This window comes from Streptomyces sp. NPDC002640, assembly GCF_053592575.1.
The window spans coordinates 95,381-120,528 of the sequence record NZ_JBSFVZ010000021.1 but is presented as its reverse complement, the minus strand read 5'-3'; the positions used below and the strand labels follow the sequence as shown (position 1 = coordinate 120,528).

At 73.5% G+C, this 25,148-nt stretch carries 25 protein-coding genes; 8 read left to right on the top strand and 17 right to left on the bottom strand.

Annotated elements, in window-relative coordinates; translation table 11 throughout:
- Positions 1-11 precede the first annotated feature (11 nt).
- From ACWD3O_RS25500 to map, 3 genes are all read right to left on the bottom strand, one after another.
- Entirely contained in the window at positions 12-1,535 is a 1,524-nt protein-coding gene (locus ACWD3O_RS25500) for an oxygenase MpaB family protein (RefSeq protein ID WP_451417489.1), read from the bottom strand.
- Positions 1,532-2,218 (bottom strand): polyprenyl diphosphate synthase, encoded by a 687-nt coding sequence (uppS, locus tag ACWD3O_RS25495; RefSeq protein WP_451417510.1) that lies wholly within the window; start codon positions 2,216-2,218, stop codon positions 1,532-1,534. Before uppS ends, ACWD3O_RS25500 begins: the two co-directional genes overlap by 4 nt.
- A 404-nt stretch (positions 2,219-2,622) precedes the next feature.
- A complete protein-coding gene (gene map, locus ACWD3O_RS25490) occupies positions 2,623-3,390 on the bottom strand; it encodes a type I methionyl aminopeptidase (RefSeq protein ID WP_451417488.1) in 768 nt (255 codons plus the stop codon).
- Between the two features lie 61 nt (positions 3,391-3,451).
- On the opposite strand from map, the gene ACWD3O_RS25485 reads away from it, so the two are divergent.
- Complete coding sequence (locus ACWD3O_RS25485; protein WP_451412259.1) at positions 3,452-3,730, top strand: helix-turn-helix domain-containing protein; 279 nt, start codon at positions 3,452-3,454, stop codon at positions 3,728-3,730.
- A 46-nt stretch (positions 3,731-3,776) separates the two neighbouring features.
- On the opposite strand, the gene ACWD3O_RS25480 is transcribed toward ACWD3O_RS25485, so the two are convergent.
- On the bottom strand, positions 3,777-4,775 hold the full coding sequence (locus ACWD3O_RS25480; protein ID WP_451417487.1) for a phosphotransferase family protein: 999 nt from the start codon (positions 4,773-4,775) through the stop codon (positions 3,777-3,779).
- A gap of 33 nt (positions 4,776-4,808) precedes the next feature.
- A complete protein-coding gene (locus tag ACWD3O_RS25475) occupies positions 4,809-5,774 on the bottom strand; it encodes a helix-turn-helix domain-containing protein (RefSeq protein WP_451417486.1) in 966 nt (321 codons plus the stop codon).
- 120 nt (positions 5,775-5,894) lie between these two features.
- Here ACWD3O_RS25475 and ACWD3O_RS25470 point away from each other — a divergent pair, with 120 nt between their 5' ends.
- Complete coding sequence (locus ACWD3O_RS25470; protein ID WP_451417485.1) at positions 5,895-6,917, top strand: saccharopine dehydrogenase NADP-binding domain-containing protein; 1,023 nt, start codon at positions 5,895-5,897, stop codon at positions 6,915-6,917.
- A gap of 12 nt (positions 6,918-6,929) precedes the next feature.
- Here ACWD3O_RS25470 and ACWD3O_RS25465 read toward each other — a convergent pair whose 3' ends face one another.
- Both ACWD3O_RS25465 and ACWD3O_RS25460 read right to left on the bottom strand, forming a co-directional pair.
- Positions 6,930-7,475: a hypothetical protein gene (locus ACWD3O_RS25465; RefSeq protein ID WP_451417484.1), complete on the bottom strand. Its 546-nt coding sequence runs from the start codon at positions 7,473-7,475 to the stop codon at positions 6,930-6,932.
- Positions 7,476-7,600: 125 nt separating this feature from the next.
- Positions 7,601-8,710, bottom strand: a complete 1,110-nt coding sequence (locus ACWD3O_RS25460; protein WP_451417483.1) for a DUF2332 domain-containing protein — start codon at positions 8,708-8,710, stop codon at positions 7,601-7,603.
- Positions 8,711-8,792: 82 nt separating this feature from the next.
- Here ACWD3O_RS25460 and ACWD3O_RS25455 point away from each other — a divergent pair, with 82 nt between their 5' ends.
- The gene (locus ACWD3O_RS25455) at positions 8,793-9,134 is read left to right on the top strand and encodes a DUF6233 domain-containing protein (RefSeq protein WP_451417482.1); all 342 of its coding nucleotides are present in this window, start codon (positions 8,793-8,795) and stop codon (positions 9,132-9,134) included.
- A gap of 133 nt (positions 9,135-9,267) precedes the next feature.
- Here ACWD3O_RS25455 and ACWD3O_RS25450 read toward each other — a convergent pair whose 3' ends face one another.
- The 4 genes from ACWD3O_RS25450 to ACWD3O_RS25435 form a co-directional block, all read right to left on the bottom strand.
- Positions 9,268-10,707: a GH1 family beta-glucosidase gene (locus ACWD3O_RS25450; RefSeq protein ID WP_451412266.1), complete on the bottom strand. Its 1,440-nt coding sequence runs from the start codon at positions 10,705-10,707 to the stop codon at positions 9,268-9,270.
- 56 nt (positions 10,708-10,763) lie between these two features.
- Positions 10,764-11,684 (bottom strand): carbohydrate ABC transporter permease, encoded by a 921-nt coding sequence (locus tag ACWD3O_RS25445; RefSeq protein WP_451417481.1) that lies wholly within the window; start codon positions 11,682-11,684, stop codon positions 10,764-10,766.
- 15 nt (positions 11,685-11,699) lie between these two features.
- Entirely contained in the window at positions 11,700-12,692 is a 993-nt protein-coding gene (locus tag ACWD3O_RS25440) for a carbohydrate ABC transporter permease (protein WP_451417480.1), read from the bottom strand.
- A 93-nt stretch (positions 12,693-12,785) separates the two neighbouring features.
- Positions 12,786-14,096: an ABC transporter substrate-binding protein gene (locus ACWD3O_RS25435; protein ID WP_451417479.1), complete on the bottom strand. Its 1,311-nt coding sequence runs from the start codon at positions 14,094-14,096 to the stop codon at positions 12,786-12,788.
- Between the two features lie 326 nt (positions 14,097-14,422).
- Between ACWD3O_RS25435 and ACWD3O_RS25430 the strand changes: the two genes are divergently transcribed.
- The gene (locus tag ACWD3O_RS25430) at positions 14,423-15,439 is read left to right on the top strand and encodes a LacI family DNA-binding transcriptional regulator (protein WP_451412270.1); all 1,017 of its coding nucleotides are present in this window, start codon (positions 14,423-14,425) and stop codon (positions 15,437-15,439) included.
- Between the two features lie 155 nt (positions 15,440-15,594).
- Here ACWD3O_RS25430 and ACWD3O_RS25425 read toward each other — a convergent pair whose 3' ends face one another.
- Positions 15,595-16,362: a DUF899 family protein gene (locus tag ACWD3O_RS25425; protein ID WP_451417478.1), complete on the bottom strand. Its 768-nt coding sequence runs from the start codon at positions 16,360-16,362 to the stop codon at positions 15,595-15,597.
- A 184-nt stretch (positions 16,363-16,546) separates the two neighbouring features.
- Here ACWD3O_RS25425 and ACWD3O_RS25420 point away from each other — a divergent pair, with 184 nt between their 5' ends.
- Complete coding sequence (locus tag ACWD3O_RS25420) at positions 16,547-16,798, top strand: ribbon-helix-helix protein, CopG family (protein WP_451412272.1); 252 nt, start codon at positions 16,547-16,549, stop codon at positions 16,796-16,798.
- Complete coding sequence (locus ACWD3O_RS25415) at positions 16,798-17,187, top strand: toxin Doc (RefSeq protein ID WP_451412273.1); 390 nt, start codon at positions 16,798-16,800, stop codon at positions 17,185-17,187. Before ACWD3O_RS25420 ends, ACWD3O_RS25415 begins: the two co-directional genes overlap by 1 nt.
- Before the next feature lie 46 nt (positions 17,188-17,233).
- Here ACWD3O_RS25415 and ACWD3O_RS25410 read toward each other — a convergent pair whose 3' ends face one another.
- Positions 17,234-17,710 (bottom strand): MarR family winged helix-turn-helix transcriptional regulator, encoded by a 477-nt coding sequence (locus ACWD3O_RS25410; protein ID WP_451417477.1) that lies wholly within the window; start codon positions 17,708-17,710, stop codon positions 17,234-17,236.
- Between the two features lie 31 nt (positions 17,711-17,741).
- Here ACWD3O_RS25410 and ACWD3O_RS25405 point away from each other — a divergent pair, with 31 nt between their 5' ends.
- A complete protein-coding gene (locus tag ACWD3O_RS25405) occupies positions 17,742-18,827 on the top strand; it encodes a GNAT family N-acetyltransferase (protein ID WP_451417476.1) in 1,086 nt (361 codons plus the stop codon).
- A 209-nt stretch (positions 18,828-19,036) separates the two neighbouring features.
- A complete protein-coding gene (locus ACWD3O_RS25400; RefSeq protein ID WP_451417475.1) occupies positions 19,037-20,335 on the top strand; it encodes a vanadium-dependent haloperoxidase in 1,299 nt (432 codons plus the stop codon).
- Between the two features lie 78 nt (positions 20,336-20,413).
- On the opposite strand, the gene ACWD3O_RS25395 is transcribed toward ACWD3O_RS25400, so the two are convergent.
- From ACWD3O_RS25395 to ACWD3O_RS25380, 4 genes are all read right to left on the bottom strand, one after another.
- Positions 20,414-21,121, bottom strand: coding sequence for a helix-turn-helix domain-containing protein (locus ACWD3O_RS25395; protein ID WP_451417474.1), 708 nt, complete (start codon positions 21,119-21,121; stop codon positions 20,414-20,416).
- Between the two features lie 60 nt (positions 21,122-21,181).
- Complete coding sequence (locus ACWD3O_RS25390; RefSeq protein ID WP_451417473.1) at positions 21,182-22,519, bottom strand: hypothetical protein; 1,338 nt, start codon at positions 22,517-22,519, stop codon at positions 21,182-21,184.
- A 142-nt stretch (positions 22,520-22,661) separates the two neighbouring features.
- Positions 22,662-23,774, bottom strand: coding sequence for an ABC transporter substrate-binding protein (locus ACWD3O_RS25385; protein ID WP_451417472.1), 1,113 nt, complete (start codon positions 23,772-23,774; stop codon positions 22,662-22,664).
- 194 nt (positions 23,775-23,968) lie between these two features.
- Positions 23,969-25,147: an MFS transporter gene (locus ACWD3O_RS25380; protein WP_451417471.1), complete on the bottom strand. Its 1,179-nt coding sequence runs from the start codon at positions 25,145-25,147 to the stop codon at positions 23,969-23,971.
- Between the last annotated feature and the right edge of the window lies 1 nt (position 25,148).

Here is a 25,148-nt window from a genome sequence, read left to right as displayed (position 1 = left end):
GACGTGGTGTGTCAGGCGTCGGCGAGGAGGGGGTCGTAGGGGGTGTTCGCTCGGCGGCCCGACATGAAGGAGAGGAAGTCGCCCACGAAGGCGCTGCGCCCGTAGGTGCCGTCGGTGGTGACGAGATCGCGGTGGAAGGCGGTGCGGAAGAGCGCCCGGTACTCGTCCGCGTCGATGGTTCCGTTGCCGTCCTTGTCGCAGGCGTCGAAGAGGACCTCGGCGACGCGGATGAGTGCGGGACCGGCGAGGGAGGGGACGGCGGCGGCGTACTCGGCGATGCTGATCCTGCCGTCGCCGTCGGTGTCGAGGGTGGTCTGGAGCTCCCGCCACCAGGCGGCGAAGGCGTCGTAGAGGCGGGTCTCCTCGGGCTCGTCCAGGTCGAGGCGGGTGGCCAGTTCACGTGCCATGGCGGCGAGGTCGGGCCAGTCGAGGTGGCCGTCGCCGGTCTGGTCGAGCACCTGGTGGAAGAACTCCTCCGCCGAGCGGCGGCCCTCCCCGGTGGCCGCCGTGGTGGGCGGGGCGGGGTCAGGGTGGGTGTGGGTGTGGGTGTCACCGCCGAGAGGGGTGACGAGGCGGAGCAGGGCGGTGGCGCGCTTGATGCGGGCGCGCAGGGCGCTGACGGTCCTGGCCCGGGGGTCGTCGCTGTCGGGCGAGAGGGAGAGGGTCTCGATGATGGTCTCGGCGTCGATCCAGCCCTTGGGCAGGAAGCGGGTGAGGCCGGCGGCGAGGTAGGCGCCCTGCATGAGGGTGGGGACGCCGGGCGTCTCGGGCAGGCCCGCCTTGCGCCGGTAGGACTCGGGCAGTGAGGCGACGGTGATCGCGCCGAGGAGCGGGCCGACGACGGCGCGGCCGGCCGCCCACAGGGTCGGCGCGCCGTCGAGCAGCGCCGGGGCGGGCAGGTGGTCGAAGAGCCGGAAGAGGATGACGCGGGCCGCCTCGGTGTCCTCCAGTTCCTCCTCGACGACCCGGTCGAAGTAGCGCCAGAAGTCGTTGAGGTTCTCGGGGAGTTCCCTGGCGTCGCCGTCGAGCGCGGCGAGGTAGGCGCGGTACTCGGCGTACATGCGCTCCATGGTGTTCTGGTCGAGCGGTTGGCCGCTCAGCCGGCACATGGTGACGGCGCTCTCGAAGAGGGTGGCGACCACCCAGGCGCGCGTCGGGCGGTCCATGGCGTCGTACGCCCGGCCGCGGGCGTCGGTGCCGCTCATGCGGGCGTGCAGCCGGTTGAGGCGGGCGGCCTCCCGCTCCCGGACCGCGGGTTCGGCGTCGAACATGCGGCGCATGCTGAGGAAGGTGTTGCGCAGCCGGCGCCAGGGGTGGGCGACGAAGGTGGAGTTCTCGGCGAGTGCCGCACCCACCTGGGGGTGCGCGGCTTCGAGGACGGTGGCGCGGATGAGGGCCAGCGCCCAGCGCGGGTCGTCGAAGAAGGCGCGGAACTGCGAGTCCTCCGTGATCCGGGGTGCCCCGCCGGCCGTGCCCTTGCCGGTGCCGTTGCCGGCGCTGGTGCCGGTGCCCGTACCGGTGCTTGCGGTCGTCATCGGGTGTCTCCGTTCGTCTGGGTCGGCACGCCGCCGAAGCGGCGGTCACGGCGCCGGTAGGTGTGCAGGCAGGCGAGGAAGTCGGGGGCCCGGAAGTCCGGCCAGAGCACCTCGGGGAAAACCCACTCGGCGTAGGCCACCTGCCAGAGCATGAAGTTGGAGATGCGCTGTTCGCCGGAGGTGCGGATGGCGAGGTCGACGTCGGGGGTGTCGGGGAACGGCAGGTGGTCCGCGAAGAGTTGCTCGGTCACCTCGTCGGCCGGGGTCCCGGCGCGGATCAGCGACCTGGCGGCCTCGACGATGTCCCGGCGTCCTCCGTGGTCGAAGGCGACGGTCAGGGTCATCCCCCGGTTCTCGGCGGTGAGCGTCGCCAGGTCCTCGAAGTCCTGGGCCAGGTGGCGGGGGATGCGCGGGTCCGAGGCGCCGAGGAAGCGGCAGCGGATACCGCGGGCGAGCAGCAGCGGCGCGTGCTTGCGGACGACCCGGCGGACCAGCCGCATCAGGTAGTCGACCTCGGAGCCGGGACGGCTCCAGTTCTCGGTGGAGAAGGCGTACAGGCTGAGCCACTGGACGCCGGCCGTCCGGGCGGCCTCGATGATGTCGACGACGGTGGTCTCCGCGGCCCGGTGGCCCGCCGTCCGGGGCAGCGAACGCTGCTGTGCCCAGCGGCCGTTGCCGTCCATCACGCAGGCCACGTGCCGCGGTACCGCGCGTGGCGGTCCTTCGCCCCGCCGCTGCTCGCCGTCGTCCCGTGGGCCGGCCGGCCGGTCCGCCGTCGCCGTGCCCGCCTGCCGGATGCCGTGGTAGGTCACGGCCGGTCCGGTGCCGCCCCGAGCGGCGCGGTCGGCCTTCCCGCGTTCGGTCACTCCCACCCTGTGTCTCCCCTGTACGCCCGCCCCACCGGGGCGCTGCCTGTGAGGAGTCTGAGGGGGCGGAGGGGGCATGATCGGCCGAACGGGTGGGACGTCACCCTTGGGTCATGTGCGCGACTCCTCGGGGATGGGGGGTCCTCCCCTGTAAACGCGGATCGGTGATCTTTTCCGTCACTGCCTCGCCCGCCACCCCCGCGCGGAGCAGAGGAGGCGGATCAGAGGAGGGTGAGGATGCGGGGGCCCTCGTCGGTGACGGCGACGGTGTGCTCGATGTGGGCGGCGCGGCTGCCGTCGGTGGTGCGCAGGGTCCAGCCGTCGGGGTCGACCCGGTAGGCGTCGCGGCCGCCGGCCATCAGCATGGGCTCGATGGCGAGGGTGAGGCCGTGGCGCAGGGGGTAACCGCGGCCCGGGCGGCCGCGGTTGGGCAGGTGGGGGTCCTCGTGCATCCGGCGGCCGATGCCGTGGCCCCCGAAGTCGGTGGGCATGCCGCAGCCGGCGGCGTGGGCGACCGAGCCGACGGCGTGGGAGATGTCACCGGTGCGGCCCCCGGCCCTGGCCGCGGCGATGCCGGCGTCGAGGGCCCGCTGGGTGGCGTCGATCAGCTCCAGGTCGGCCGGGCGCGGGGTCCCGACGGTGAAGGTGACGGCGGCGTCGCCGGTCCAGCCGTCGAGTTCGGCGCCGCAGTCGACGCTCACCAGGTCACCGTCCCTGAGCCGGTAGCCGGTCGGGATGCCGTGGACCACGGCGTCGTTCACCGACGTGCAGATGACGGCCGGGAACGGGACGGGGGCGAAGGAGGGCTGGTAGCCGAGGAACGGCGAGCGTGCTCCGGCCTCGTCCAGGACCGCGCGGGCCGCCTCGTCGAGCTCCCGCAGCGACACGCCGATCGCGGCCGCCTCACGGGCCGCGGCCAGTGCGCGCGCCACCACGCGCCCCGCCTCCCGCATCGCGTCGAGCGCCGCGTCCGTCTTGATCTCGACCATGTGCTGTGACTCCCCACATCCGGGTGGACCCAATACTTATACCGGTATTAGTATCACGGTCATGGTGCGCACTCCACTGACCCCCTGGGAACGCGAACGCGGCGAGCGGTTCGGCGCGCTGCTGCGCCGGGCACGCGGCGACCGGAGCATGGCCGAGGTCGCCGCGGCGGCCGGCGTCTCCGCCGAGACCCTGCGGAAGATCGAGACCGGCAGGGCTCCGACGCCGGCCTTCTTCACCATCGCCGCCCTCGCCGCCGCGCTCGACATCTCCCTCGACGAGCTCGCGGCGGCGTGCGCGCACGAGGCCGACCATGCGGAACCGACAGCGCTGTCGGCCTGAGGCCGCGTGCCCCGCCCGCCCGTCGTGACGTTGCAAGGCCGTGCGGCTAGCGGGCCGGCAGGTCCAGCAGGGCCAGCGCTTCCCTGGCGTTGTGCTCGGCGATCTCCCGCATCGTCGTGCGGTCGGGGTAGTCGCCGTCGAGCAGGCGGAGGGGGCCGGCCACGAGGGAGAGGCGCATCGCGAGCATGTAGAGGTCGAGCCGTGCCGGGTCGAGTCCGCCGCGGGAGAGAGCCGGGTACTGGTCGCCGAAGCGAAGCCGGAGGAAGACGTGCTCCCATTCGACGTCGAAGAACATCAGGCCCTCGATGTCGATGAGGCAAGGGCGGCCGGAGGCGTCGACCAGGACGTGGTCGGGTCCTAGTTCGCCGTGGATCAGTCCGTACCGCGTGCGCGGAGCCACCCGGGCGGCCAGTTCCTCCAGGCGGTCACACAGGGAGGGTGCGGCCGATCCGATCGTCGGGTCGCGGTCGGCCGCTTCCGCGAGGTCCCCGAGGGCGCGCTCCAGCACCAGGGCCTCACAGGGAGGGGCGCCCGCTCCCCCACCTCGTTCGAGCACGTCCACCCTGCCGTAGTGCCGACCGCGCTGCCCGTGCATCGCGTCGAGCATCTCGGCGAGCTCGCCCATGGCGTCCGCTGCGCGTGCGGGATCCGTCCTCAGGAGTGCTTCCAGCGTGCCGCCCGTGACGTCCTCGACGACTGCCACGTCGGACGGGCACCGGCGTCGGCTGTCGTCGGCCAGCAGCACCGCCGGAACGCGGACTCCCAGGCCGTCCAGTCTCCGGTGGGCGGACAGGAAGGGGACCAGCCCGGAGGCCGGGGCGAACGGGTGCGCCGGGTCGACCGCTTCCGCGGTCGGCCAGTAGTTCTCGGTCTCCGCCCAGTTGTAGACGATCACACTCGTCGCCGGGGAATCGCCGGTGCGGACCCGGTAGACCCCCTTCTTGCTGCCGCCGCGCAGGCGGTCCACCCCGAGGACACAGGCCTGTGGCCCCAGTGCGTCCCGCACGACACGGGACAAGGCGTAACCATCCGTCAATCGGCGCATCGTGCGACCTTGGCGCCGGCCGGCGGGTGATGGTCAGCCGAGGCGGGAGCGGAAGGTGCGGCGGTAGGTGTCCGGGGGGACGCCCACCGTCCGGTGGAAGTGGCGGCGCAGGGTGGTGGCGGTGCCCACGCCGGTCGCGGTGGCGATGGAGTCGATGCCGTCATCGGTGGTCTCCAGGAGTTCCTGCGCGTGGCGGATGCGCTGGGTGAGCAGCCAGCGTAGTGGAGTGGTGCCGGTGACGGCGCGGAAGAGGCGGGTCAGGTGACGGGAGCTCATCCCCGCCTTGCGGGCCAGGTCCTCCACCGTCAGCGGCTGGTCGATCCGTTCCACCGCCCACGGCAGCAGGTCGGCCAGCGGATGGTTGTCGGGTGTCGGCACGGGGGTGGCGACGAACTGGGCCTGACCGCCGTCCCGGTGCGGCGGGACGACCAGTCGGCGGGCCACCGCGTTCACCACCGCCGAGCCGCGGTCCAGGCGCACGACGTGCAGGCAGAGGTCCATCGCGGCGGCCTTGCCGGCCGAGGTCAGCACGCTGCCGTTGTCCACGTAGAGCACGTCCGGGTCGACCTCCACCCGGGGGTGACGTGCCTTCAGCTCGTCCGTGTGCGCCCAGTGCGTCGTGGCGCGCAGACCGTCGAGCAGGCCGGCCGCGGCCAGGACGAACGCGCCGGTGCACAGGGACACCACGCGGGCTCCCGCGTCGTGTGCCGACCGCACCGCCGCGACCAGTTCGGCGGGCAGCGGCTCGTCGAGGTCCGCCCAGCCCGGCACGATCACGGTGTCGGCGTCCGCCAGGCCCTCCAGGCCGCGGTCCGGTTCCAGGAGGAACCTGCCGCTGCCCACCGGCCGCGGGCCGCACACGACCAACTCGTACCACGGGCCGGGCACCGCCGCCGGTTGGCTCCCGAACACCTCGACGGCCAGAGCGAGTTCGAAGTTCAGCATGCCGTCGGTGACGGCGATCGCCACGGTGTGATCCATGTCCGGAAGTGTACGCATCGTGTCACTGCAGACACTCACGGATGGCGATCACCGCCCGCCAGGATGGTCATCGACAGCGCGCACACCGCCCGGCGACCGCCGGCCACGGAAGGTGCGGGCCGATACCGAGGAGACACCATGCGTGAGGTAGCCGTCTACGGGGCGTACGGGCACACCGGCCGGTTCGTGGTCGCCGAGCTGCAGGCTCGGGGTTACCGTCCCGTGCTCACCGGACGCGACGCCGAGAAGCTGAAGGCGTTCGCCGCCACCGGGGACGGGCTGGAGGTCCGCCCCGCCGCCGTCGACGACGCCGCCGCCCTCGACATCGCCCTCGCCGGCACCGTCGCCGTCGTGAACTGCGCCGGTCCCTTCGCCGAGACCGCCGGCCCTGTGATCGAGGCCGCGCTGCGGGCCGGCATCCCCTACGTCGACGTCGCCGCCGAGATCGAGGCCAACGTCGACACCATCGCCCAGTACGCCGACCGGGCCCGCGAGGCCGGCACCGTGGTGCTTCCCGCCATGGCCTTCTACGGCGGTCTCGGTGATCTCCTCGTCACCGCCGCCCTCGGCGACCGGACCGACGCCGACGAGGTCCACGTCGCCTACGGTCTCAACAGCTGGCACCCCACCGCCGGGACCCGTGTCGCCGGCGCCGTCTCGCGGCGCCGGCGCGAGGGCCGGCGGGTCCGCTACTCCGGCGGCCGTCTGGAGTACCGTGACGACGCCGCGCCCACGCTCACCTGGCCGTTCCCCGAGCCGGTCGGCTCGCGCGAGGTCATCGGCGAGTTCTCGATGGCCGACATCGTCACCGTTCCCAGCCACCTCACGGTGCCCGAGGTCCGCACCTACATGACCGTCGAGGCCGCCCGCGACATCGCCTCCCCGGACACCCCCACGCCCTCCGCCGCCGACGAGCAGGGCCGGTCCGACCAGACCTTCCTGGTCGACGTCCTCGTGCGCCGCGACGGGGTCGAGCACCGTGCGACCGCCCGCGGACGCGACATCTACGCCGTCACGGCCCCCCTCGCCGTCGAGGCGGTCGACCGCATCCTCACCGGCCGCACCCGCACCACGGGCGTCGCCACCGCCGGCCGTCTCTTCGACGCCCCGGACTTCCTGCGGGCGCTGTCCGAGCACCTGACGGTCGAGCTGGGCGACTGATCCCCCGTGGGGTCAGACGTCGGCCAGTGCGGCCTCCTGGACGAACGCCGCCAGCTCGTCGGCGGATTCCGGAGCGAGACGGTAGAAGCCCTGGAGGCCGACCGAGTTCTCGAGGCGGCCGTCGACGACGTACTTCAGCTGCCGGGTCCTCCCCTTGAGGTTGCGCCAGGTGAGACGGGACAGGAGGTCGCCGGGGATCGGCAGGTCGAAGCGCACGGGCGTGGCGTCGACGTGGACGGGATCCGCTCCGCAGCCGCCGGCGCCGAGCATCCACCAGTCGTCGTGGCCGGGGAACGCCGGGTCCTCCCAGGTCGCCTGCGGGGCGCCGCAGCACTCCAGGTGGTCCCGGTCGACCATGCGCATCCGGGTGACGACGTGGACGACGCAGCGGTCGACGTGGAGCGCGTACACCTCGTCGCCCGCGACGGCCCGCGACCACGTGGGGAGGGAGGAGTGCACGCCGCTGAAGGCGACGGGCGGCCGCTCCCCCACCAGACCGGCCTTGCGCAGCGCGCGGCATCTCTCGTGGGTCCACAGGACGGTGAAGGCGTCAGTCATGTGGATCATCGTAGGGTCGGGGTCCGACAGTGGTTCGAGGCTGATGCGGCGACAGGCGTGCTGGTGGGAGCGGTGGTTCGCGCACCGGCGTGGCGCAGGGCCGGGACGCGGCCGGGGGCGGCGCGTCAGGCGGCGGTGTCCGCCGGCCAGGCCAGCAGCCGGCCCTGGGACCAGCAGCGGCCGACGGCCTCGACGGTCATGACCGGGCCGTCAAACAGCGCGATGCCGAGGATGCTGTGGCCGGAGGCGTGGCGGTCGCCGAAGGTCGGGACCGCCGGTGCGACGCCGACCCCCTCCGCCGACACCCACGCCACCGGGCGCCGGGCGGCCGCCTCGTCGAGGCGGTGCAGGAACCGCGGCCGGCTCTCCGGGGGCATGCGTGAGAGCGCCCAGGTGGTGGTGACGACCGGCAGGGTGCCGGCGGGGACGGCGGCGAAGGCCCCGGGGAGCGTCTCCAGGGGGTCGCCGGGCAGGAGCAGCGGGGGGTTCTTCGCCGTCACCGCGATCTCCGCGTCGAGCAGGGCGGCGGCCTCGTGCCGGTCCGGTGGCAGGCAGGCGCGCAGCCACCCGGCTTCCTCGGCGTCGGTCAGGTCGATCGGGTCGCGGTCCAGGCCGATACGGACGGCGACGCGGGGCGGGGTCCGTTCCGGGAGGGGCCGGTCCCCGACGACCCTGGCGGACTGCCGTACGGGCGAGGAGGCGTCGCCCAGTGTCTGGCCGTTGCTGTAGGCGACGGTGGCGTGGCCGGCGTTGAGGTTGAGGCCGGCGGAGCAGCCGATGTCGATCAGGGCGATCCGCGGGGCGCCGAGCCGGTGCGCGGCCTCGGCGACGAGCGGCAGCAGCACGGTGTGGCGTCCGGTCTCGTCGGCGCGCAGTCGCCGCCGCCCGGTGATCGCCGCGACCGGGCCGGCCAGCCGCAACAGGGTGCCGAGGGCCGCGGCGGCCGCGCTGTCGGGGTCGCCCGCGGTGTAGGCCTCCGCGAGTTCGGGGGCCTGCCCGGTGAGGGCGAGGTGGTGCAGGGCGGCGAGGACGAGCGCCGGCCGCCGCTTGCGGGCGGGCGCCTCCTCCACGGCCCGCAGGGCGGCGTCGGACGCGCTGATCGCGAGGGCCACACGCTTGTACAGCGGCGAGAAGCCGGCGGCTTCGGTCTCACCGAAGCGTCGGAAGACGTCGGCGAGGGTCCGGGGCTTCGGGGTGCGGGGCTTCGGGGCGGGCGCGCGCCGGCTACCGGGCATGCGGGGAGTCTAGGTGGCGGGGCGACCCGCCTTGGGCGGCTCCCGGAAACCCGACCAGCAATTCGAACGTATACTCGATTGCGTGACCGATCCCGACGCCGCGCCCTCACGGCTCGCCCTTCTGCGCTTCCTCGAGCGGGTGCAGCAGCGCGACCTCGAGCGCACCCGGCGGTGGATCGCGCAGGAGGAGCGGCGGGTGGCGTCGGACCGCGACCGCCGGACCGACGGCGCTCCGGAGCCCGAGTGGCTGATCGAGCACGGGCTGACCGGCCGGTCCCCCGTCTACGTGCACGTCGGCGGCTGCTGGAGCGGCGGCAGGCGCAGTCGTGCCGTCGCCCGGGACCAGGCGCGCCGTGCGCTGGCCGACGGTATCCAGCCCTGCCCCCAGTGCCGGCCCGACACGGAGCTCGGCCTGCTGGAGTGAGGCGACGGGGACCGGCGCACGCCCCCGGGCCCAGGGGACACGGGCCCGCCCCCGGCCCGGGGGAGCGGGCGTTCGGGGGCGGGTCCGCGGTGCGGCGGCGTGCGGGCTGTGGGCCGCCGCACCAGGTCTCGGGTCAGGCTCCGGGGACGACGCCGGTGCGGGCGACCTCGGAGTACCAGCGGGCGCTGGCCTTGGGGATGCGCGTGCCGGTCGGGTAGTCCACGTAGACGGCGCCGAACCGCTTGCTGTAGCCGTAGCCCCACTCGAAGTTGTCCAGCAGGGACCACAGGAAGTAGCCCCGGACGTCCGTCCCGTCCTCGATGGCGCGGTGGACGGCGGCCAAGTGGTCGCGCACGTAGTCGATCCGGGCCGGGTCGTTGACGTTGCCCTCGGGATCGGCGTAGTCGTCGAAGGCCGCGCCGTTCTCCGTGATGATCAACGGGAGGTCGGGGAACTCGGTGCCGAAGCGTCGCAGCAGCTCGTACAGGCCGGTGGCGTCGACGGCCCAGCCCATGGCGGTGGTCTCGCCGGGCGGCTGGTGGAAGGCGACCTCGTCGGCGGCCGGCCAGGGGGTGTGGGTGCTGCGGCCGTGTCCGTCGGAGGTGTGGGTGCCCGAGCCGTCGGCGCGGGAGACCACGGTGGGCGTGTAGTAGTTGACGCCGAGGAAGTCCAGGGGCTGGTGGATCTGCTGGAGGTCGCCGTCGCGGACGAAGGACCAGTCGGTGAGCGTGCCGGTGTCCTTGAGGAGGTCCTCGGGGTAGGCGCCCTCGAGCATCGGGCCGGTGAAGACCCGGTTGGCCAGCGCGTCGATGCGGCGGACCGCGTCCTTGTCGTCCTCGGTCCGGCTGAGGGGCCGCACGTGGTGAATGTTCAGTGTGACCGAGCACTGGGCGTCCGCCGGGAGCGCGGCGCGCAGCGCCTGGACGGCGAGGCCGTGACCGAGGTTGAGGTGGTGGGCGGCGCGCAGGGCGTCGACGGGGTTGGTGCGGCCGGGGGCGTGCACGCCGGAGCCGTAGCCGAGGAAGGCGCTGCACCAGGGCTCGTTGAGGGTGGTCCAGGTCTTGACCCGGTCGCCGAGGGCGTCGGCGGCCAGGCCCGCGTACTCGGCGAACCGCTCGGCGGTGGCGCGCTCGGGCCAGCCGCCGGCATCCTCGAGCTCCTGGGGCAGGTCCCAGTGGTAGAGGGTGGCGACCGGCTTGATGCCCTTCTCCAGCAGCTCGTCGGCCAGGCGCCGGTAGAAGTCGAGCCCCTTCTGGACGGCCGGGCCCCGGCCGGTGGGCTGGATCCGCGGCCAGGCCAGGGAGAACCGGTAGGCGCCGATGCCGAGGTCGGCCATGAGGGCGACGTCCTCGCGCCAGCGGTGGTAGTGGTCGGTGGCGATGTCTCCGGTGTCGCCGTTGCGGACCTTGCCCGGGGTGCGGGAGTAGGTGTCCCAGATGGAAGGCGTGCGCCCGTCCTCGGCGGCGGCGCCCTCGATCTGGTAGGAGGCGGTCGCGGAGCCCCAGAGGAAGCCCTGCGGGAAGGTGAGGCCGGTGCCGGGGGTGGAGGCGGCGGCCTGTGCGGCGGTGCCCATGTGTTTCCTTTTCGCGTTGGGGGGACGAGTGGGGGTTGCCTGGTGTGCGTTCTCCGTCAGCCCTTGACGGCGCCCGCCATGACTCCGCTGACGATCTGGCGTCCGAAGACGATGAACATCAGCAGCAGGGGCAGCGTGCCGAGCAGCGCGCCCGCCATGATGAGGGACTGGTCGCGGATGTAGCCGGCGCTGAGCTGGGTGAGCGCGACGGGGACCGTGGGGTTGGTCATGTCGAGCGCCACGAACGGCCAGAAGAAGTCGTTCCAGGCGTGCACGAACGTGATCATGAAGAGCACCGCCATCGCGGGGCGCGCGATGGGCAGGACGATGCTCCAGAAGATGCGCAGCGAGTGCGCGCCGTCGACGCGGCCGGCCTCGACGAGCTCGTCGGGCAGCGCCTCGGACAGGTACTGGCGCATGAAGAAGACGCCGACTGCGCTGACCAGGGTGGGGAAGATGACGGCGGGCAGCCGCTGCGACCAGCCCAGCTCGGCCATCATCATGAACAGCGGGACCACGCCGAGCTGCGGCGGCACCATCATGGTGCCGATGACCAGCATCAGCAGGATGTTGCGTCCCTTGAAGCGCAGTTTGGCGAAGGCGAAGCCGGCCAGCGTCGCGAACATCACCGTGGACATGGCGATGACGCCGGCCACGATGAGGCTGTTGATCATGGCCTGGCCCATCGCCGCCTCGTCCCAGGCGCGGGCGAGGTTGCTGAAGAGGTTCGGGCCCGGCAGGAAGGGGGGCGGCGTCTCGCTCACCCGGGTGTTGTCGGTGGAGGCCGCCACCATCGTCCAGTACAGCGGGAAGATCGACAGGAGGGCCGTGATCCCGAGGAGGATGTAGGCGAGCGGGCCGGCGTGGTGCTGGCGGCCGGCGCCCTGGCGCAGGAACAGGCGGCCGGTGGGCGGCTTCGCCGGGTCGGCGGTCCGGGCCGGCGTCTTCGTCGGGACCGGGAGGCTTTCTGTGGTCATGGAGGTCTCTCCTGGTCAGGACGAGCGGGACCGCAGGCGCTTGATCAGTGCCTGGGCCGCGAAGACGATGATGAGGAGGAGGAACATCGCCCAGGCGACGGTGGCCGAGCGGCCCATCTGGTAGTTCTTCCAGCCCTCCTCGTACAGCAGCAGGCCCAGCGTCTGGTACTGGTTGTCCACGCCGCCGGAGATGCCGTTGGGGCCCTGGCCGAAGATGAGCGGCTCACCGAAGAGCTGGGTGGCGCCGATGGTGGACAGCACGATGGTGAAGACCACGGTGGAGCGGATGCCGGGCACCGTGACGTGGATGAACTGCTTCCAGCGCGAGGCTCCGTCGATGGCCGCGGCCTCGTAGCGCTCGGCGGGGATGGCCTGCATGGCGGCCAGGTACAGCAGGGCGTTGTATCCGGTCCAGCGCCAGATGACGATCGTGGAGATGGCGAGCTGGGCGGGCCACTTGTCGCCCTCCCAGTTCACCGGGTCGACGCCGAACAGTCCGAGACCCCAGTTGATCATGCCGAAGTCACGCTCGAAGATCATGGTGAACACCAGGGCGGCGGCGCCGACCGAGGTGGCGTAGGGCACGAGCGAGGCGACCCGGAAGAACAGCGAGCCGCGCATCCGGTAGTTGAGCAGATGGGCGAGGCCGAGCGCCATCAGCAGCTGCGGCACCGTGGAGATGATGCCGATGGTGATGGTGTTGCCGAGCGCGTTCCAGAACCGCGTGTCGCTCCAGAGTGCGACGTAGTTGTCGAACGCCACCCACTCCATGATGTCCAGAGTGGCCAGTTCCACCCGGTGCAGGGAGATCCACGAGGTGTACACGAGCGGGTAGAAGCTGAACGCGGCGAACACGACGAAGAACGGCGCCACGAAAACGTAGGGCGCGCCCTTGACGTCCAGCCGGTGCAGCAGCGCGCCGCGACGGCGCCGGCCGCCGTCGCCGGCCTTCGGGGCAGGGCCTTCGCGTCCCTCGCCGATCTGAGCCTTGGTGGTGGAGGTGGCCACCGGACTTCCTTCCTGAGAGCAGAGGTACGAGCCGGGGTCCGGGCCCGCCGGTGTGCGTCACCGGCGGGCCCGGGCTGCCGGGAGGAGCTGCGGTCAGCCGACCGCCTTCTCGATGCGCTCCGAGGTGGTCTGCCACGCCTCGTCCCGCGGCGTTCCCCCCTCGACCAGGGCCAGGCCCTGGGAGAAGATGTCCTTGATCGAGCCGTCCTTGCGGCCCAGGACCTGCTCGTCCGGGATCTCCTGGGCGGCCTCACCGAAGATCCGGCCGATCGGGGCGCCGCTGAAGTACTCCGAGGTCCTGTCCTTGACGGCCGGGTCCTCGAGGGCCACCTGCGAGGAGGGCACGCTGCCCTGCTGCTTGAAGATGTGGGCCTGCTGCTCGGGGGCGGTCAGCCAGGCGACGAGCTTCTTGGCCTCCTCCTTCACCGGGCTGGCCTCGACCACGCCGAGGAAGGAGCCGCCCCAGTTGGCGCCCTTGGGGGCCTTGGTGACGTCCCACTTGCCCTTGTGCTTGTCGCCGGCCTTCTCACCGATGTGGCCGAGCATCCAGGCCGGACAGACGGTGGTGGCGAAGGTGCCGTTGGACAGGCCCGGGTCCCAACCCGGCTGGAACTGCGGCAGCTTGGCGGACAGGCCGGACTCCGCCGCGTCGGTGGCGAGGTTCCACGCCTCCTCGACGGCCGGGTTGTCCTGGTAGATCAGCTCGCCCTGGGCGTTGTAGAACTGCTCCGAGTGGCCGTAGATCATGGCGTTGAACAGGCCGCTGGAGGCGTCGATGTAGGAGACCTTGCCGCCCTTGTGGTTCTTCTTGAAGGTCTTGCCGACCTCCACGAACTTGCCCCAGTCGCCCTCCCACAGCTTGGCGACCTCTTCGCGGTCGGTGGGCAGACCGGCGGCCTCGAAGTGGTCCTTGCGGTAGCAGACGGCCATCGGGCCGATGTCGGTGCCGAGGCCGAGGACCTTGCCGTCCTTGGTGGTGATCTGCGCCTGCTTCCAGGGCAGGAAGTGGTCGGTGTCCGCCATCCCCTTGAAGTCGGCGAACTTGTCGGCCTGCGTGTCGACGATCTCCTTGGCGCGGCCGATCTCGATGCCCTGGATGTCCTTCAGGCCCTTGCCGGCCGCCAGCTTGGTCTGCAGCGCGGTGTAGTAGGTCTGCTCGTCGCCGGCCACCTCGGCCTGGATGTCGACGTCGGGGTTCTCCTTCTCGTACTGCTCGATGAGGCCGGTCTCCTTGAAGCCCATCACCCCGTACATGCCCATGGTGATGACGACCTTGCCGTCCTTCTTGCCGCCGCCGGTGACCGACTCGTCGCCGCCGCCGCAGCCGGCGAGGAGCGACATGGCGCCGACGGCCGCGACCAGCGCGACCGCTTTCGTACGCAACGACCTGTGAACAAGGGTCATGTTTCTTCCTCCAAGCGACGGCGCTGACGCACCGGAGTTACGAGGTCTGTAAGGAGCCACGGCAAGCGGGACGGTTCAGGGCGAACGCGTCTGAATCGCCGGGTGGGAACGTTCCCAACGCGTGGTGGGAACGTTCCCACCGGCGGATGGAACACTCGTACGTGCGACCGCTCATGTCAATATCGTGAAACCAACTTGTTGCCGGGACCGTGCTCCGGGTTCATGGGAGCGTGCTCGCACCGGTGGCCGTTCGGGCCCCCGGGCGTCTGCCACAATTGCGGCGATCATGCTCGCGGCCGATGCCGCGGCCGCCGAGGGAGAAGTGCATGTCAGAGGGCCGCCCGCCCACGATCAAGACCGTCGCCGCCCGTGCCGGAGTGGGGCGGACCACGGTCTCCCGCGTCCTCAACGGCTCGGAGCTCGTCAGCACCGAGGCGCGGGCCCGGGTCCTGAAGGCGATCGAGGAACTCAACTACGTCCCCAACTCGGTCGCCCGGGGTCTGGTGACCAGCCGGACCGAGTCGGTGGCCCTGGTGATCCCCGAGTCGGAGAGCCGGCTCGGTTCCGAGCCGTTCTTCGCGGCGCTGATCCGCGGCGTCAGCGGGGCGCTCACCGAGACCGGAACCCAGCTCCAACTGGTGCTGGTGCGGGATCAGTTGGAGCGTGATCAGCTGACCGCCTCGATCGCCACCCGCCGCGTGGACGGGGTGCTGCTGGTGTCGGTGCGCACCGAGGAGCGGGTGGCGGCGATGCTGGAGGAGATGCGGCTGCCCACGGTGCTGGCCGGCCGCCGCGGCGAGGACGAGCGGCTGAGCTACGTCACCTCGGACAACGTCGGCGGGGCCACGGCGGCGGTCGGCCATCTACTGGACCGGGGGCGGCGCCGGGTGGCCACGATCACCGGCGCGCTGGACATGGACGTGGGCGTGGGCCGGCTCGCGGGCTGGCGCCTGGCGCACGAGCGGGCGGGCCTGCGGGCGGACGAGTCGCTGGTGGAGGCCGGGGACTTCTCCGAGGAGGGCGGTCGGCGGGCGATGCGTTCACTTCTCGAACGCGCGCCGGATCTGGACGCCGTCTTCGCCGCGTCCGACCTGATGGCGGTGGGCGCCCTGGCCGAGTTGCGCGGGCTGGGGCGGCGGGTGCCGGACGACGTCGCGGTCGTCGGCTTCGAGGACTCCGTGCTGGCCCGGCACACCAATCCGCCGCTGTCGACGGTGCGTCAGCCGGTGGAGGAGGTCGGCCGGACGATGGCGCGGATCCTGCTTGCGGAGATCGCCGACGCGGACGCCGAGCGGCGGCACGTGACGCTGCCGACGGAGCTGGTGGTGCGGGAGTCATCCTGATCCGCGCCGCGGGCGCGGCGGCCGGGCGTGGCGGCCGGGCGCGGGGCTCGGCGCTGCGCGCGGCGGGGGCGCGCGGTCCGCCGGCGGGTCGCGCGGCGCGAGGCAGAGGGCGCGCGGTTCGCCGGTGTGCGGTGCGGGGACGGGGGTGGAGTCGATCAGTGGTAGGGGCCGTGGCGGCCGAGGGTGTCCACGGGGGTCGCGCCGGGGCGGGTCCACTGCGGCACCGGCCGGCTCGTCGGGCCCCAGGTCGCGTTGCCGTCCGCGTCCGTGCGCCAGTACCAGCACGGCTCGTTCCCGTCGGGCCGTCCCTCGGGGTTGTCCTCCCACGCCTCGCCGCGCCCGTAGGGCGTCATGTCGAGCAGGCCCATGGAACCGTTGGCCCGCTCGGTGCCCCGGCCGGTGGTGGCGTACGTCAGGAAGGTGCGGTCCCCGTCGCGGAGGTAGGAGGTGAGGTACCCCATGCCGCCGCCGACCGGCTCGTCCAGGCCGCGCACCGAGTACCAGGGCTGGGTGTAGCCCATGAACGCGACGTAGGAGGCGATCTCCTCCCACGGACCCGTGGTCACCAGGGCGAACGAGACGCCGCGGGCGTTGAGGTACACGGCGTCCTTCAGGTGCCAGGCGGTGGTGGTGCAGCCCTCGCACTGGCCCTGGGGCGGAGCGCCGTCGTACCACATGTGCTTGTACACGACGAGTTCCTCCCGCCCCTGGAACAGGTCGAGGAAGGGGACCGGACCGTCGGGGCCGACGACCTCGACGGTGCCGTCGAACTCCACCATGGGCAGCCGGCGGCGGGCCGCCGCGATGGCGTCCCCTTCGTGGGTGTGGGCCTTCTCGCGGACCAGCAGTTCGTCGCGGGCGGTCTGCCAGGTGGCCAGGTCGACGACGGGTGGGCGGCCGGGGAGCTCGCCGGGGCTGGTCATGGTGTCCTCCGTGGGTTCGTGCCGTCATGTTCCGTGTCCGGGCAGCGGTCGCCGGGCTCCCGCTCCGGCGGTTCACCAGTACAGACCCGTCGGGTGGCCGGAAATCATCGCCGGTCCCGGCCTGCGGATCCCGGCCGGAAATGAGTGCCTCGGCCACGTACAGCGTTCGCTGTACGCTGGTCCCATGTCGAAGTCCGTGACCATCCGCGTCCCCGACGAGGTGCACGCCCGGCTGCAGGAGCGGGCGGCCCGGGAGGGCAGCACCGTGACGGCCATCCTGACCGAGGCGGCGCTGCGCGACCCGCGGCTGTCGGACCCCGCGTCGCTGGCCCGTGCCGCGGCATGGGTGCGGCAGCACGCGCACGAGTTCGCCGAGGCGTTCCCGGACGAGGAGCCGCACCTCGGCGCCCGCGGCGGCGAGGCCGACGCCGCCTGATGGAACTCCTCGTCGACCTGGCGTGGCTGCTCGAGCGCCAGGCTCTGCTCATGCCGCACGAACTGGACGTGGCCGACTACTCCGCCCTGGCCGCCGCCGTCCAGCGGCACCGGGTCAACACGCCGCGGATCGGTTACGAGCCGGACAACGCCTGGCGTGCCGCGGCGCTGCTGGTGACCATCGCCCGGGAGGAGCCGCTGCCCGCCCGCAACTCGTTCTTCGCCGCGCTGGCGGCCGTGGAGTACATGGCGCAGGCCGGGGAGCCGGTCGAGGCGCCACGGGGGGCGCTGCCCGATCTGCTCAGGCAGGTCCGGACGTACGGGATGGACGTGTACGCCACCGCGGCATTGCTGCGGACCTGGAGGGTCCGGCCGCCGCACCGAGGGTGACGGCCGCCCGGCGGGTGTCCCGCCAGGCGGCCCCGGCCCCCAGGGGTCACTCCTCGGTTTCCTGGACCTTCGCCGCGATGCGCTCGACGGCCCGGAGATCCTCGGGCGTCAGCCGGTCCACGAAGTGGCGCCGTACCGAGTCGAGATGGGCGGGGGCGGCGGCCTCCAAAGTCTCCATGCCGTCGTCGGTGAGCACGAGGAGGCAGCCCCTGCCGTCCGCCGGGTCGGGTTCGCGCCGCAGGAGCCCGCGTGCCTCCATGCGGGTGGCGTGGCGGGAGAGCCGACTGCGCGACCACCGCATCTTGGCGGCCTGTTCCCGCAGGGTGCTGGTGCGGTCCGGGCGTTCGGACAGCGTGCTGAGCACTTCGTAGTCGGGCTCCGAGAGCCCGACGGCCGCCAGGTCACGGGCGGTCGCGGCCTGGACGGCGATCACCATGCGGCGGTAGGCGCGCCAGGCCCGTTCCTCGTCCTGATTCAGCCAATTCACGGTCCGGGCCGACTGGTTCGCCGTATTCGTTGACATGGAACCAATCTACTCCGGTACTTTCATTTCCATGTCAACGAAAACGATCCGTGTCCTCGTCCTGGTCTGCAGCACCCGTCCCGGCGCCCTCGGCCCGGTGGTCGGCAGATGGCTGACCGAGGTCCTCGAGCCCCGTGCGCGTGAGCTCGACGTCGAACTCGTCCCGGTCACCCTCGGCGAGCTGGCCCTGCCCTTCCTCGACGAGGAGGAGGAGCCGTCCTCGGGCGTCTACGCCCACGAGCACACCCGGCGGTGGAGCGCGCTGGTGGACGGCGCGGACGGCTTCGTCGTGGTCACGCCGGAGTACAACTACGGGATGCCGGCGCCGTTCAAGAACGCCCTCGACTACCTGACGCGCGAGTGGGCGTGGAAGCCGATGGGCTTCGTCAGCTACGGGCACACCTCCGCGGGCACGCGCTCGGTGCAGCACGCCAAGCAGGTGGTGACCACGCTGCGTCTGGTGCCGCTGGGCGCAACCGTCGCGCTGCGGATCCGCGACGCGGTGGAGGGCGGACAGATGCGCCCCGACCCCGCGTTCGCCGCGTCGGCCGTGGGCCTGCTGGACGAGCTGGTCCGGGTGTCGCACGCGCTGCGGCCCCTCCGTGAGCGGGCGCGCCCCGGCCTCCCGGCGGGACCGCTGCCGGGCTCGTACCTGCGGCCGCTGACCCCGGACGACGCCGGCGAGGTGCTGGTCCTGCAGCGGTGCTGCTGGGTGGAGGAGGCCCTCGCCAACGACCTCCTGGACATTCCGGCCCTGCACGAGTCGCTGGACCAGGTGCGGGAGTGGCTGGGAACGTGGCGGACCACGGGCCTGTGGCGGGACGGCCGCCTGCTGGGCATGGTGCGCAGCCGTCGTGACGGGACGGACTGGCACGTGGGCCGCCTGGCGGTGGTGCCCGACCTGCGGGGTCGGGGACTGGGGCGCGAGCTGCTGCGGATCGGCGAAGCCGGTGCCGAGGCCGGGTGCCTCCGGTTCGTGCTGCACACCGGCGCTCGCAGCGAGCGGAACATCCGCCTCTACCGCGACGAGGGGTACCGGATCGTGCCCCTGCCGGGGGACGACGGCACGATCTCGCTGGTGAAGGACGCGAACTCGGCGCTCGTGCGGGTCGGTTGACGACCGATGGGCTGCGGATGAGGGCAGGGGCGCGCGGGCGAGGGCCGCGGCCGTCCGGCCCGCGCGGTGCGGAGCCGCGATCGGGAGCCGGCGTCGGCGCGGACACCACGGGCGCCGACGCCGCGTACTCCGACCGGGCCGTCCGAGGTGCCGCGGGGCGCGGCGGGGCGCAGAGTTCTGCCGGGGGAACTCGTGCGAGGAGCCTCACGATGCGCAGGAAAGCCCGGCGGGCGTCGTCCGCCCCCTTGATGCGACTGGCCGTCGGCCTGGCGGTGCTCGCGTCCACCCTCCCGGTGGCGGCGGCAGCGGCCGCGGAGACGAGCGCGCCCCCGGCCGCCCGGGACCCGGCCGTGGTGGCCCGGTGGATGCGCGTCGCGGCGGAGACGATCGAGACCGAGGTGGACGGCACACCGCCGGACCGGATGTTCTGGGAGGCCTACGCCGCGACGGCCGTGTACAACGCGGTGACCGGGATCGAGGGCCGGTACGCGCCCTACCGGTGGCGGGCGCACGGGCCGCGCGGGGCGTCCTCGGCGGCCGCCGCCGCGAGCGCCGCCCACCGGCTGCTGCGTCACTACTTCCCCGGCTCGGCGTCGAAGCTGGACGCGGCCTACTCCGCCACCCTGGAGGAGATCCCCGACGGCCGGGCCGAGACCGAGGGCGTCGCCTTCGGCAGGCGCGCGGCGGATCACTTCGCCGGGCTGCGGGAGCGGGACGGGCGAGGCGCTCCCGTGTCGTTCGACGCGCCGCCCGCACCGGGGGTCTGGCGACCGGCCCCGCCGTCCTTCGCGCCCTTCTCCAACGCCTGGCTCGGGCGGATGCGGCCTCTGCTGCTCCACTCCCCCGCCCAGTTCCGGCCCGGACCGCCGCCCCCGCTCACCTCGGAGCGTTATGCCCGTGACTTCGCGGAGGTGAAGGTCTACGGCGCCAGGGAGAGCACCGTCCGCACCCCGGAGCAGACGGACACGGCACGGTTCTTCACCGAACTGGACGTGCCCGGCGCGCTGGGCGACCACGCGGCACGGCGCCGCCTGGACATCGCCGACACGGCCCGCCTGTACGCGGCGGTGCACGCCGCCCAGGCCGACGCGATCGTCGCCGCCTGGGACGCCAAGCTGCACTACGGCACCTGGCGTCCGGTCACCGCCGTCCACCTGGCCGACGAGGACGGCAATCCGGCCACCGAGGCGGACCCCGGCTGGGAGCCACTGCTGCCCACTCCGGCCCACCCGGACTACCTGAGCGGTCACGCCGCCACCGCCGGGGCGCTGACCGGCGTGCTCACGGGGCTGCTGGGCCACGACCGGATCGACCTCACCATCCGTTCCGTGCGGGGTGGTTCGACGCGGCACTACGAGCACGCCGGGCAGTACGACCGGGACGTCGTCGACGCCCGGGTGTTCGCCGGCATCCACACCCGCTCGGCCGACACCGCCGGCAACCGGGTCGGGCACCGGGTCGCCGCCTGGGCCCTCGAGCGGTACTTCCGGCCCGTTCGGCACGGGTGACGGTCCCGGGCGGCGCCATCGTGGGCGGCGCCGTCGTGGTCCGCGCCGCCGCCGGGGCCGGGCCCGTGGGTCGTCCGCTCAGGCCGCCTGCTGCCGGTCCTGGGACGGGGGAACGTCGGCCCCGAGCAGCTCATGGAACGCCTCGGCGCCTTCGGGGGTGACTGCCAGCGCGCGTCCGCTGCCGATCCGCCGGACCCACCGGCGCTCCAGCGACGTCGTGCACAGCGCCGCGCCCAGGGTGCCCGCGAGGTGGGGGCGGCGCTCGGTCCAGTCCAGGCAGCTCCGCACCAGCGGGCGCCGGGTCCCAGGGGGCTGCTCGAAGCGCAGGGCCTCGGCCGCCCACGCGCGGCCCGCGGTGGTGACGGCGAGCCCGGAGTCGACGGACACCAGGCCGCGGGCGATCATCGCGTCCGTGAGGGCGACGCCCAGGGCTCCCGCGAGGTGGTCGTAGCAGGTGCGGGCACGGGCCTCGGCGCTGCGCCTGACCGATTCCCGCAGGTTCCGCGGCGGGCGCGGGGCTTGTGCGCCGTAGGAGGCCAGGGTCTCGATCAGCGCCGCGACCTCCGGGCCGGCCAGCCGGACGTAGCGGTGCCGGCCCTGGCGTTCCTCGGCCAGGACGCCGCCCGCGATGAGCCGGGAGAGCTGCTCGCTGGCGGTGGAGGGCCGCACGCCGGCGTGCCGTGCCAGCTCACCGGCGGTCCAGGCCCGGCCGTCGAGCAGGGCCTGGCAGAAGGCAGCGCGGGTGCGGTCGGCGAACAGGGCGGCGGTCTCGGCGAGCGGCGGCATGGCTTCATGATGCCGCAGGGACGGTTCGGGGAGCGCCGAACCGTCGCCGTCCGGGGCTGGTCACGCGCCCCGGTGCCGGGCACACGCCGCCCGGATCTCCGCGAGCAGGTCCGGGTGGTGCTCGCCGTAGGCGTGCACGGCGTGCCACACCGCGCCCAGCGCCGCCCGGAGCGGGTCGGCGTCCGCCGCGGCGAGCACGGCACGGACGGCGAGGTGCTGCTGCGAGACGCGCCCGGTGGTCTTCGGACCGTCCGCGCCCGGCCCCACCACGACGGGTTCGTTGAGGGCGTGTGCGGCGTGTGCGGCGTGTGCGGCCGACGCGGCGGGCCCGTTCGGCACGAAGGCTCCCAGCCGGCGGCCGAGACCGGGCCGGGTCGTCCTCGCCTCTCCCAGCCGCGCGGCGGGGATCCACGTCACCCCGTGCCCGTCCGTGGCCGGCCGGTACGGCGGCCACTCGGGCGGCTCGGCCGGGCTCGCGGGGCGGTGCGGTACTCGGGGGTCGGAGGTCAGCGTCCGACGCAGCCGGTCCGGGTCGTGGAACGGTGGTGGCAGCGGTTGTCCCCGCGTCAGCGCGGTGAGCGCCTCGCCGACCCAGGGCACCTCGGTCAGGTCCGCCGTCTCGCAGGCCCGCCGGGCGGCCAGCAGTGCCGTCGCGCGCTGGGCCTCGGGTTCCAGCGTGTCGAGGGTGTGCACCAGGTCGCTGTCGAAGCGGAGCAGCGGTCGGGCGGCGCCGCCCTCGGTGCGCGGCCTCGCGCTGGGCGGACGTCCGCCCCACTCCCACCGTTCCAGGTCCAGCTGCCGCTCCTTCGCCGCGCGCTCGGCGGCCTGTTGCGCCAGGAGTTCACGCTCGGCCCGCTCCTGCGGCGTGGGCGGCGGGGGAAGGTCGCGCGCGTACCGGTGCCAGTGGGCGGCCTGGCGGGACGTTGCGCGCAGGACGCGGTCCGGCCCCGGTGGCGCGGGCCAGAACTGCAGCAGGTAGCGCTCCGTCTCCGGCTCCGCGCCCGGTCCGGTGTCGCGCCCGCTGCCCCGGTCCATGCCGCGGGCGCAGTACCGGACCCGGTGGTCGGCCCGGGCGAGGCCGAGGTCCCACGCGGCTTCGCCCGCCCACTGCACCAGAAGCGTGCGGTCCGAGACGGGGCGGAAGGACACCTCGACCACGTCCTCCCAGGCGGGGTCCGGTGGTGGAGGCGGCTGCTCGTGGACCTCGACGGTGAAGCCGACCTTGCCCGTGTGCGTTCCGGTGGTGAGCCAGAGCGCGCCCGGCACGGCGGCCCCGCACAGGCCGGCCGTCTGACCGGCGAACGCCTCGGCCAGGTCCATGTCCGTGTCGTCCGGATCACTCTGGACGTAGATCTGTCCGTAGGCGACGAACACATCGCCCGTGACCGGTCTGCGCACGGCTCCTCCTTCCGCTCGTCGCCCGACGCGTCGGTCCGTGCCGACTCCGACGCGCCGTCACCCGTCCCATGCTGCCCCTTGGCACCGACAGTCGGGACGACGACGGCGGGCGGGCAGGGCTGTCGGGCGGCCTGGCAGCGCGTCAGCCGGTGAAGCGCGTCCGGAAGTGGCCGGGGCGCCGCGGGTCGCGGTCGGCGATCGCGACGGGGGGCCAGGTCCACTGCCAGACGTCGCTGCCCGGTGGGCGGGAGAACCGGATCGTGCCCCGGGTGCCCTCGACGGCGAGGTGCGGCCAGGACGCGGTGAGGTCCGTCCGGTCCGTGCCGTGGGTGCGCAGTGCGTGGGCGAGGACGGTCACGGTGTCGTAGCCCTCGAAGGCCACGAACGACGGCGATGCGGTGAGCTGTTCCCGCAGGGCGGCGCCGACGCGTGTGCCGAGCGGTCCGAGCCGCTCGGGCAGGTAGCGCAGGAAGGGGACACCGGTGCCCGAGGGGCCCAGCAGTGCCGCCCATTCGGCGAATTCGGGCTGGCCCGCGGGGGCTCCGAGGGTGAGGCCGGCCAGGCGCGGGTCGCCGCGGACCGCCTCGACGATGGGCACCGCCGGTCGCGGATGGCCGACGAGGAGCAGCAGGACCGTGGCGCCGTCGGCGGCGAGTTGGGCGCACAGGGCGGCGGGGGTGAGGGCGCGCGTGTCGAACTCGGTGACGCTGCCCCCGCGTGGGGCGACGTGGTCGCGGAGGATGCGGGCCCCCGCCGCCCAGTAGACGCTCGGTTCGGCGGCGAGGGCGATGCGGCTGTGCCCCGCGGAGAGCAGGAAGTCCGCGTAGAGCCGCCAGCCGTGGGACTGGGGCGGGGCAATGCGGGCGATCCGGTCCGTGGGTTTCTCGGTGAGGTCGTCGAGGACCGCCGAGGAGCAGAGGAACGGCAGGCCCAGGGCGTCCGCCGTGGTGGCGACCGCCTGGGCGACGACGCTGTGGTACTCCCCCGCGACCGCCGCCACGCCGAGGCGGTCGAGTTCGTCGACGGCGGCCGCGGCCCGCCGGGGGTCGGCCGCGGTGTCACGGACGATCAGTTCGAGCGGCCGCCCGCCGATGCCGCCCCCGTCGTTCACCTCGCGGGCGGCCAGTTCGGCCCCGGCCAGGAGGTGTTGGCCCGCCTCCACCCAGCCGGGCCGGGTGAGGGGGACGAGCAGGCCGATCCGGACGGGAGACGCGCCGGTCCCCCGGGTTCCGGGTGGGGAGGCTGCTGGGTTCATGCTCCGACCTCCGGTGCACCGAGGTTACTGCGGTCACCCGAACGGCTGGTCGTCACGGCGGCTGCACGATCCGCTCGGGCGCGCAGCCTATCCCCGCGCGGGCCCGCCGATCCAGGCTTGTGCCGCCCTCATGGACACGAACCTCCGAAGTTCCGTCCCCCAACGGGCGGTTGGCAGCCGCGGGGATGGCCGGCTCAGGTCGCCACGGCGGCCGGTGGGCGTCCTCGCAGGCCGGGGGCGAGAGCCAGGGTGACGGCGACGGAGGCGAGGGCCATGGCGGTCATCGCCACGGCGGGTGTGGTGAGTTCGGCGACGGTTCCGGCGAGGAGGGCGCCGATGCCCTGGAGGGCGAGCAGGCCGGAGGAGTGCAGCCCCAGGGCCTGGCCGCTCAGTTCGTCGGGGGTGAGCCGCATCAGGCGTTCCTGGAGCAGCAGGCTCGCCGAGAAGCCCACGGAGGCCAGGGTGACCGCGGCCAGCGCGGCGGGGAGCCCGGGTTCGAGGAAGAAGAACAGGTAGGGGGCGGCGAGCAGCAGCCGCAGGGGTGCGCCGAGCCGTTCCCGCCACCGGGCCGGGAGGAAGCGTCCGGCGATCGTGTCGCCGGCGAGCATGCCGAGGGCGGCGAACGAGAAGAGCAGTCCGGCGTGTTCGGGGTCGTAGGAGACGAACAGGGATTCGCAGCCCACCACGAGCCCGTTCGGAACACACAGCGCCAGGTAGACGTGGCGGCGGGGTGAGGAGGACCAGAGGCGGGCGTTGACCCGCCAGGTGGCCGCGGCGGACGGGCGGCCGGTCGCTCGGGGTGGACGGTCGGTGAGGCCGAGGCGGGTGACCGCCGCGGCGGTGACGTACAGGAGCGCGGCGACGAGCAGGGCGCCCTGCGGTGAGAGCAGGGCGACGAGGACGCCGCCGAGGGCGTAGCCGCAGATCTGGAGGGTGCCGACGGCCATGTTGAGCACCGAACGGCCCAGCAGGTAGCCGTCCTTGGTGAGGATCTCGGTGAGCAGGCCGTAGCGGACCCCGCCGCCCACGGAGGCGATCAGCCCCTCGGCCGCCAGGACCGCGAAGATCACCCATATCGGGACGGCGGGGATCGCCTGGACGGCCGTGGCCGTGGCGAGGATCAGGGGGAGGCCGGTCATGGCGGCCCGCGGGCGCAGACGGTCGGCGGCCGACAGCAGGGTCGCGGCGCCGACGAGTTGGGCCAGGGACGGCCCGAACATGGCGAGGGCGGAGAGCAGGGGGGATCCGGTGGCGGAGTGGACGAGGGTGCCGAGGGCGAGGCCCGCCACGGTGGTGGCGGCCACGGAGAGGGCGGTGGCGGTGAAGAACGGCGTGAACTCGGGCGTGCGGAAGAGGTCCCGGTAGGTGCGCATG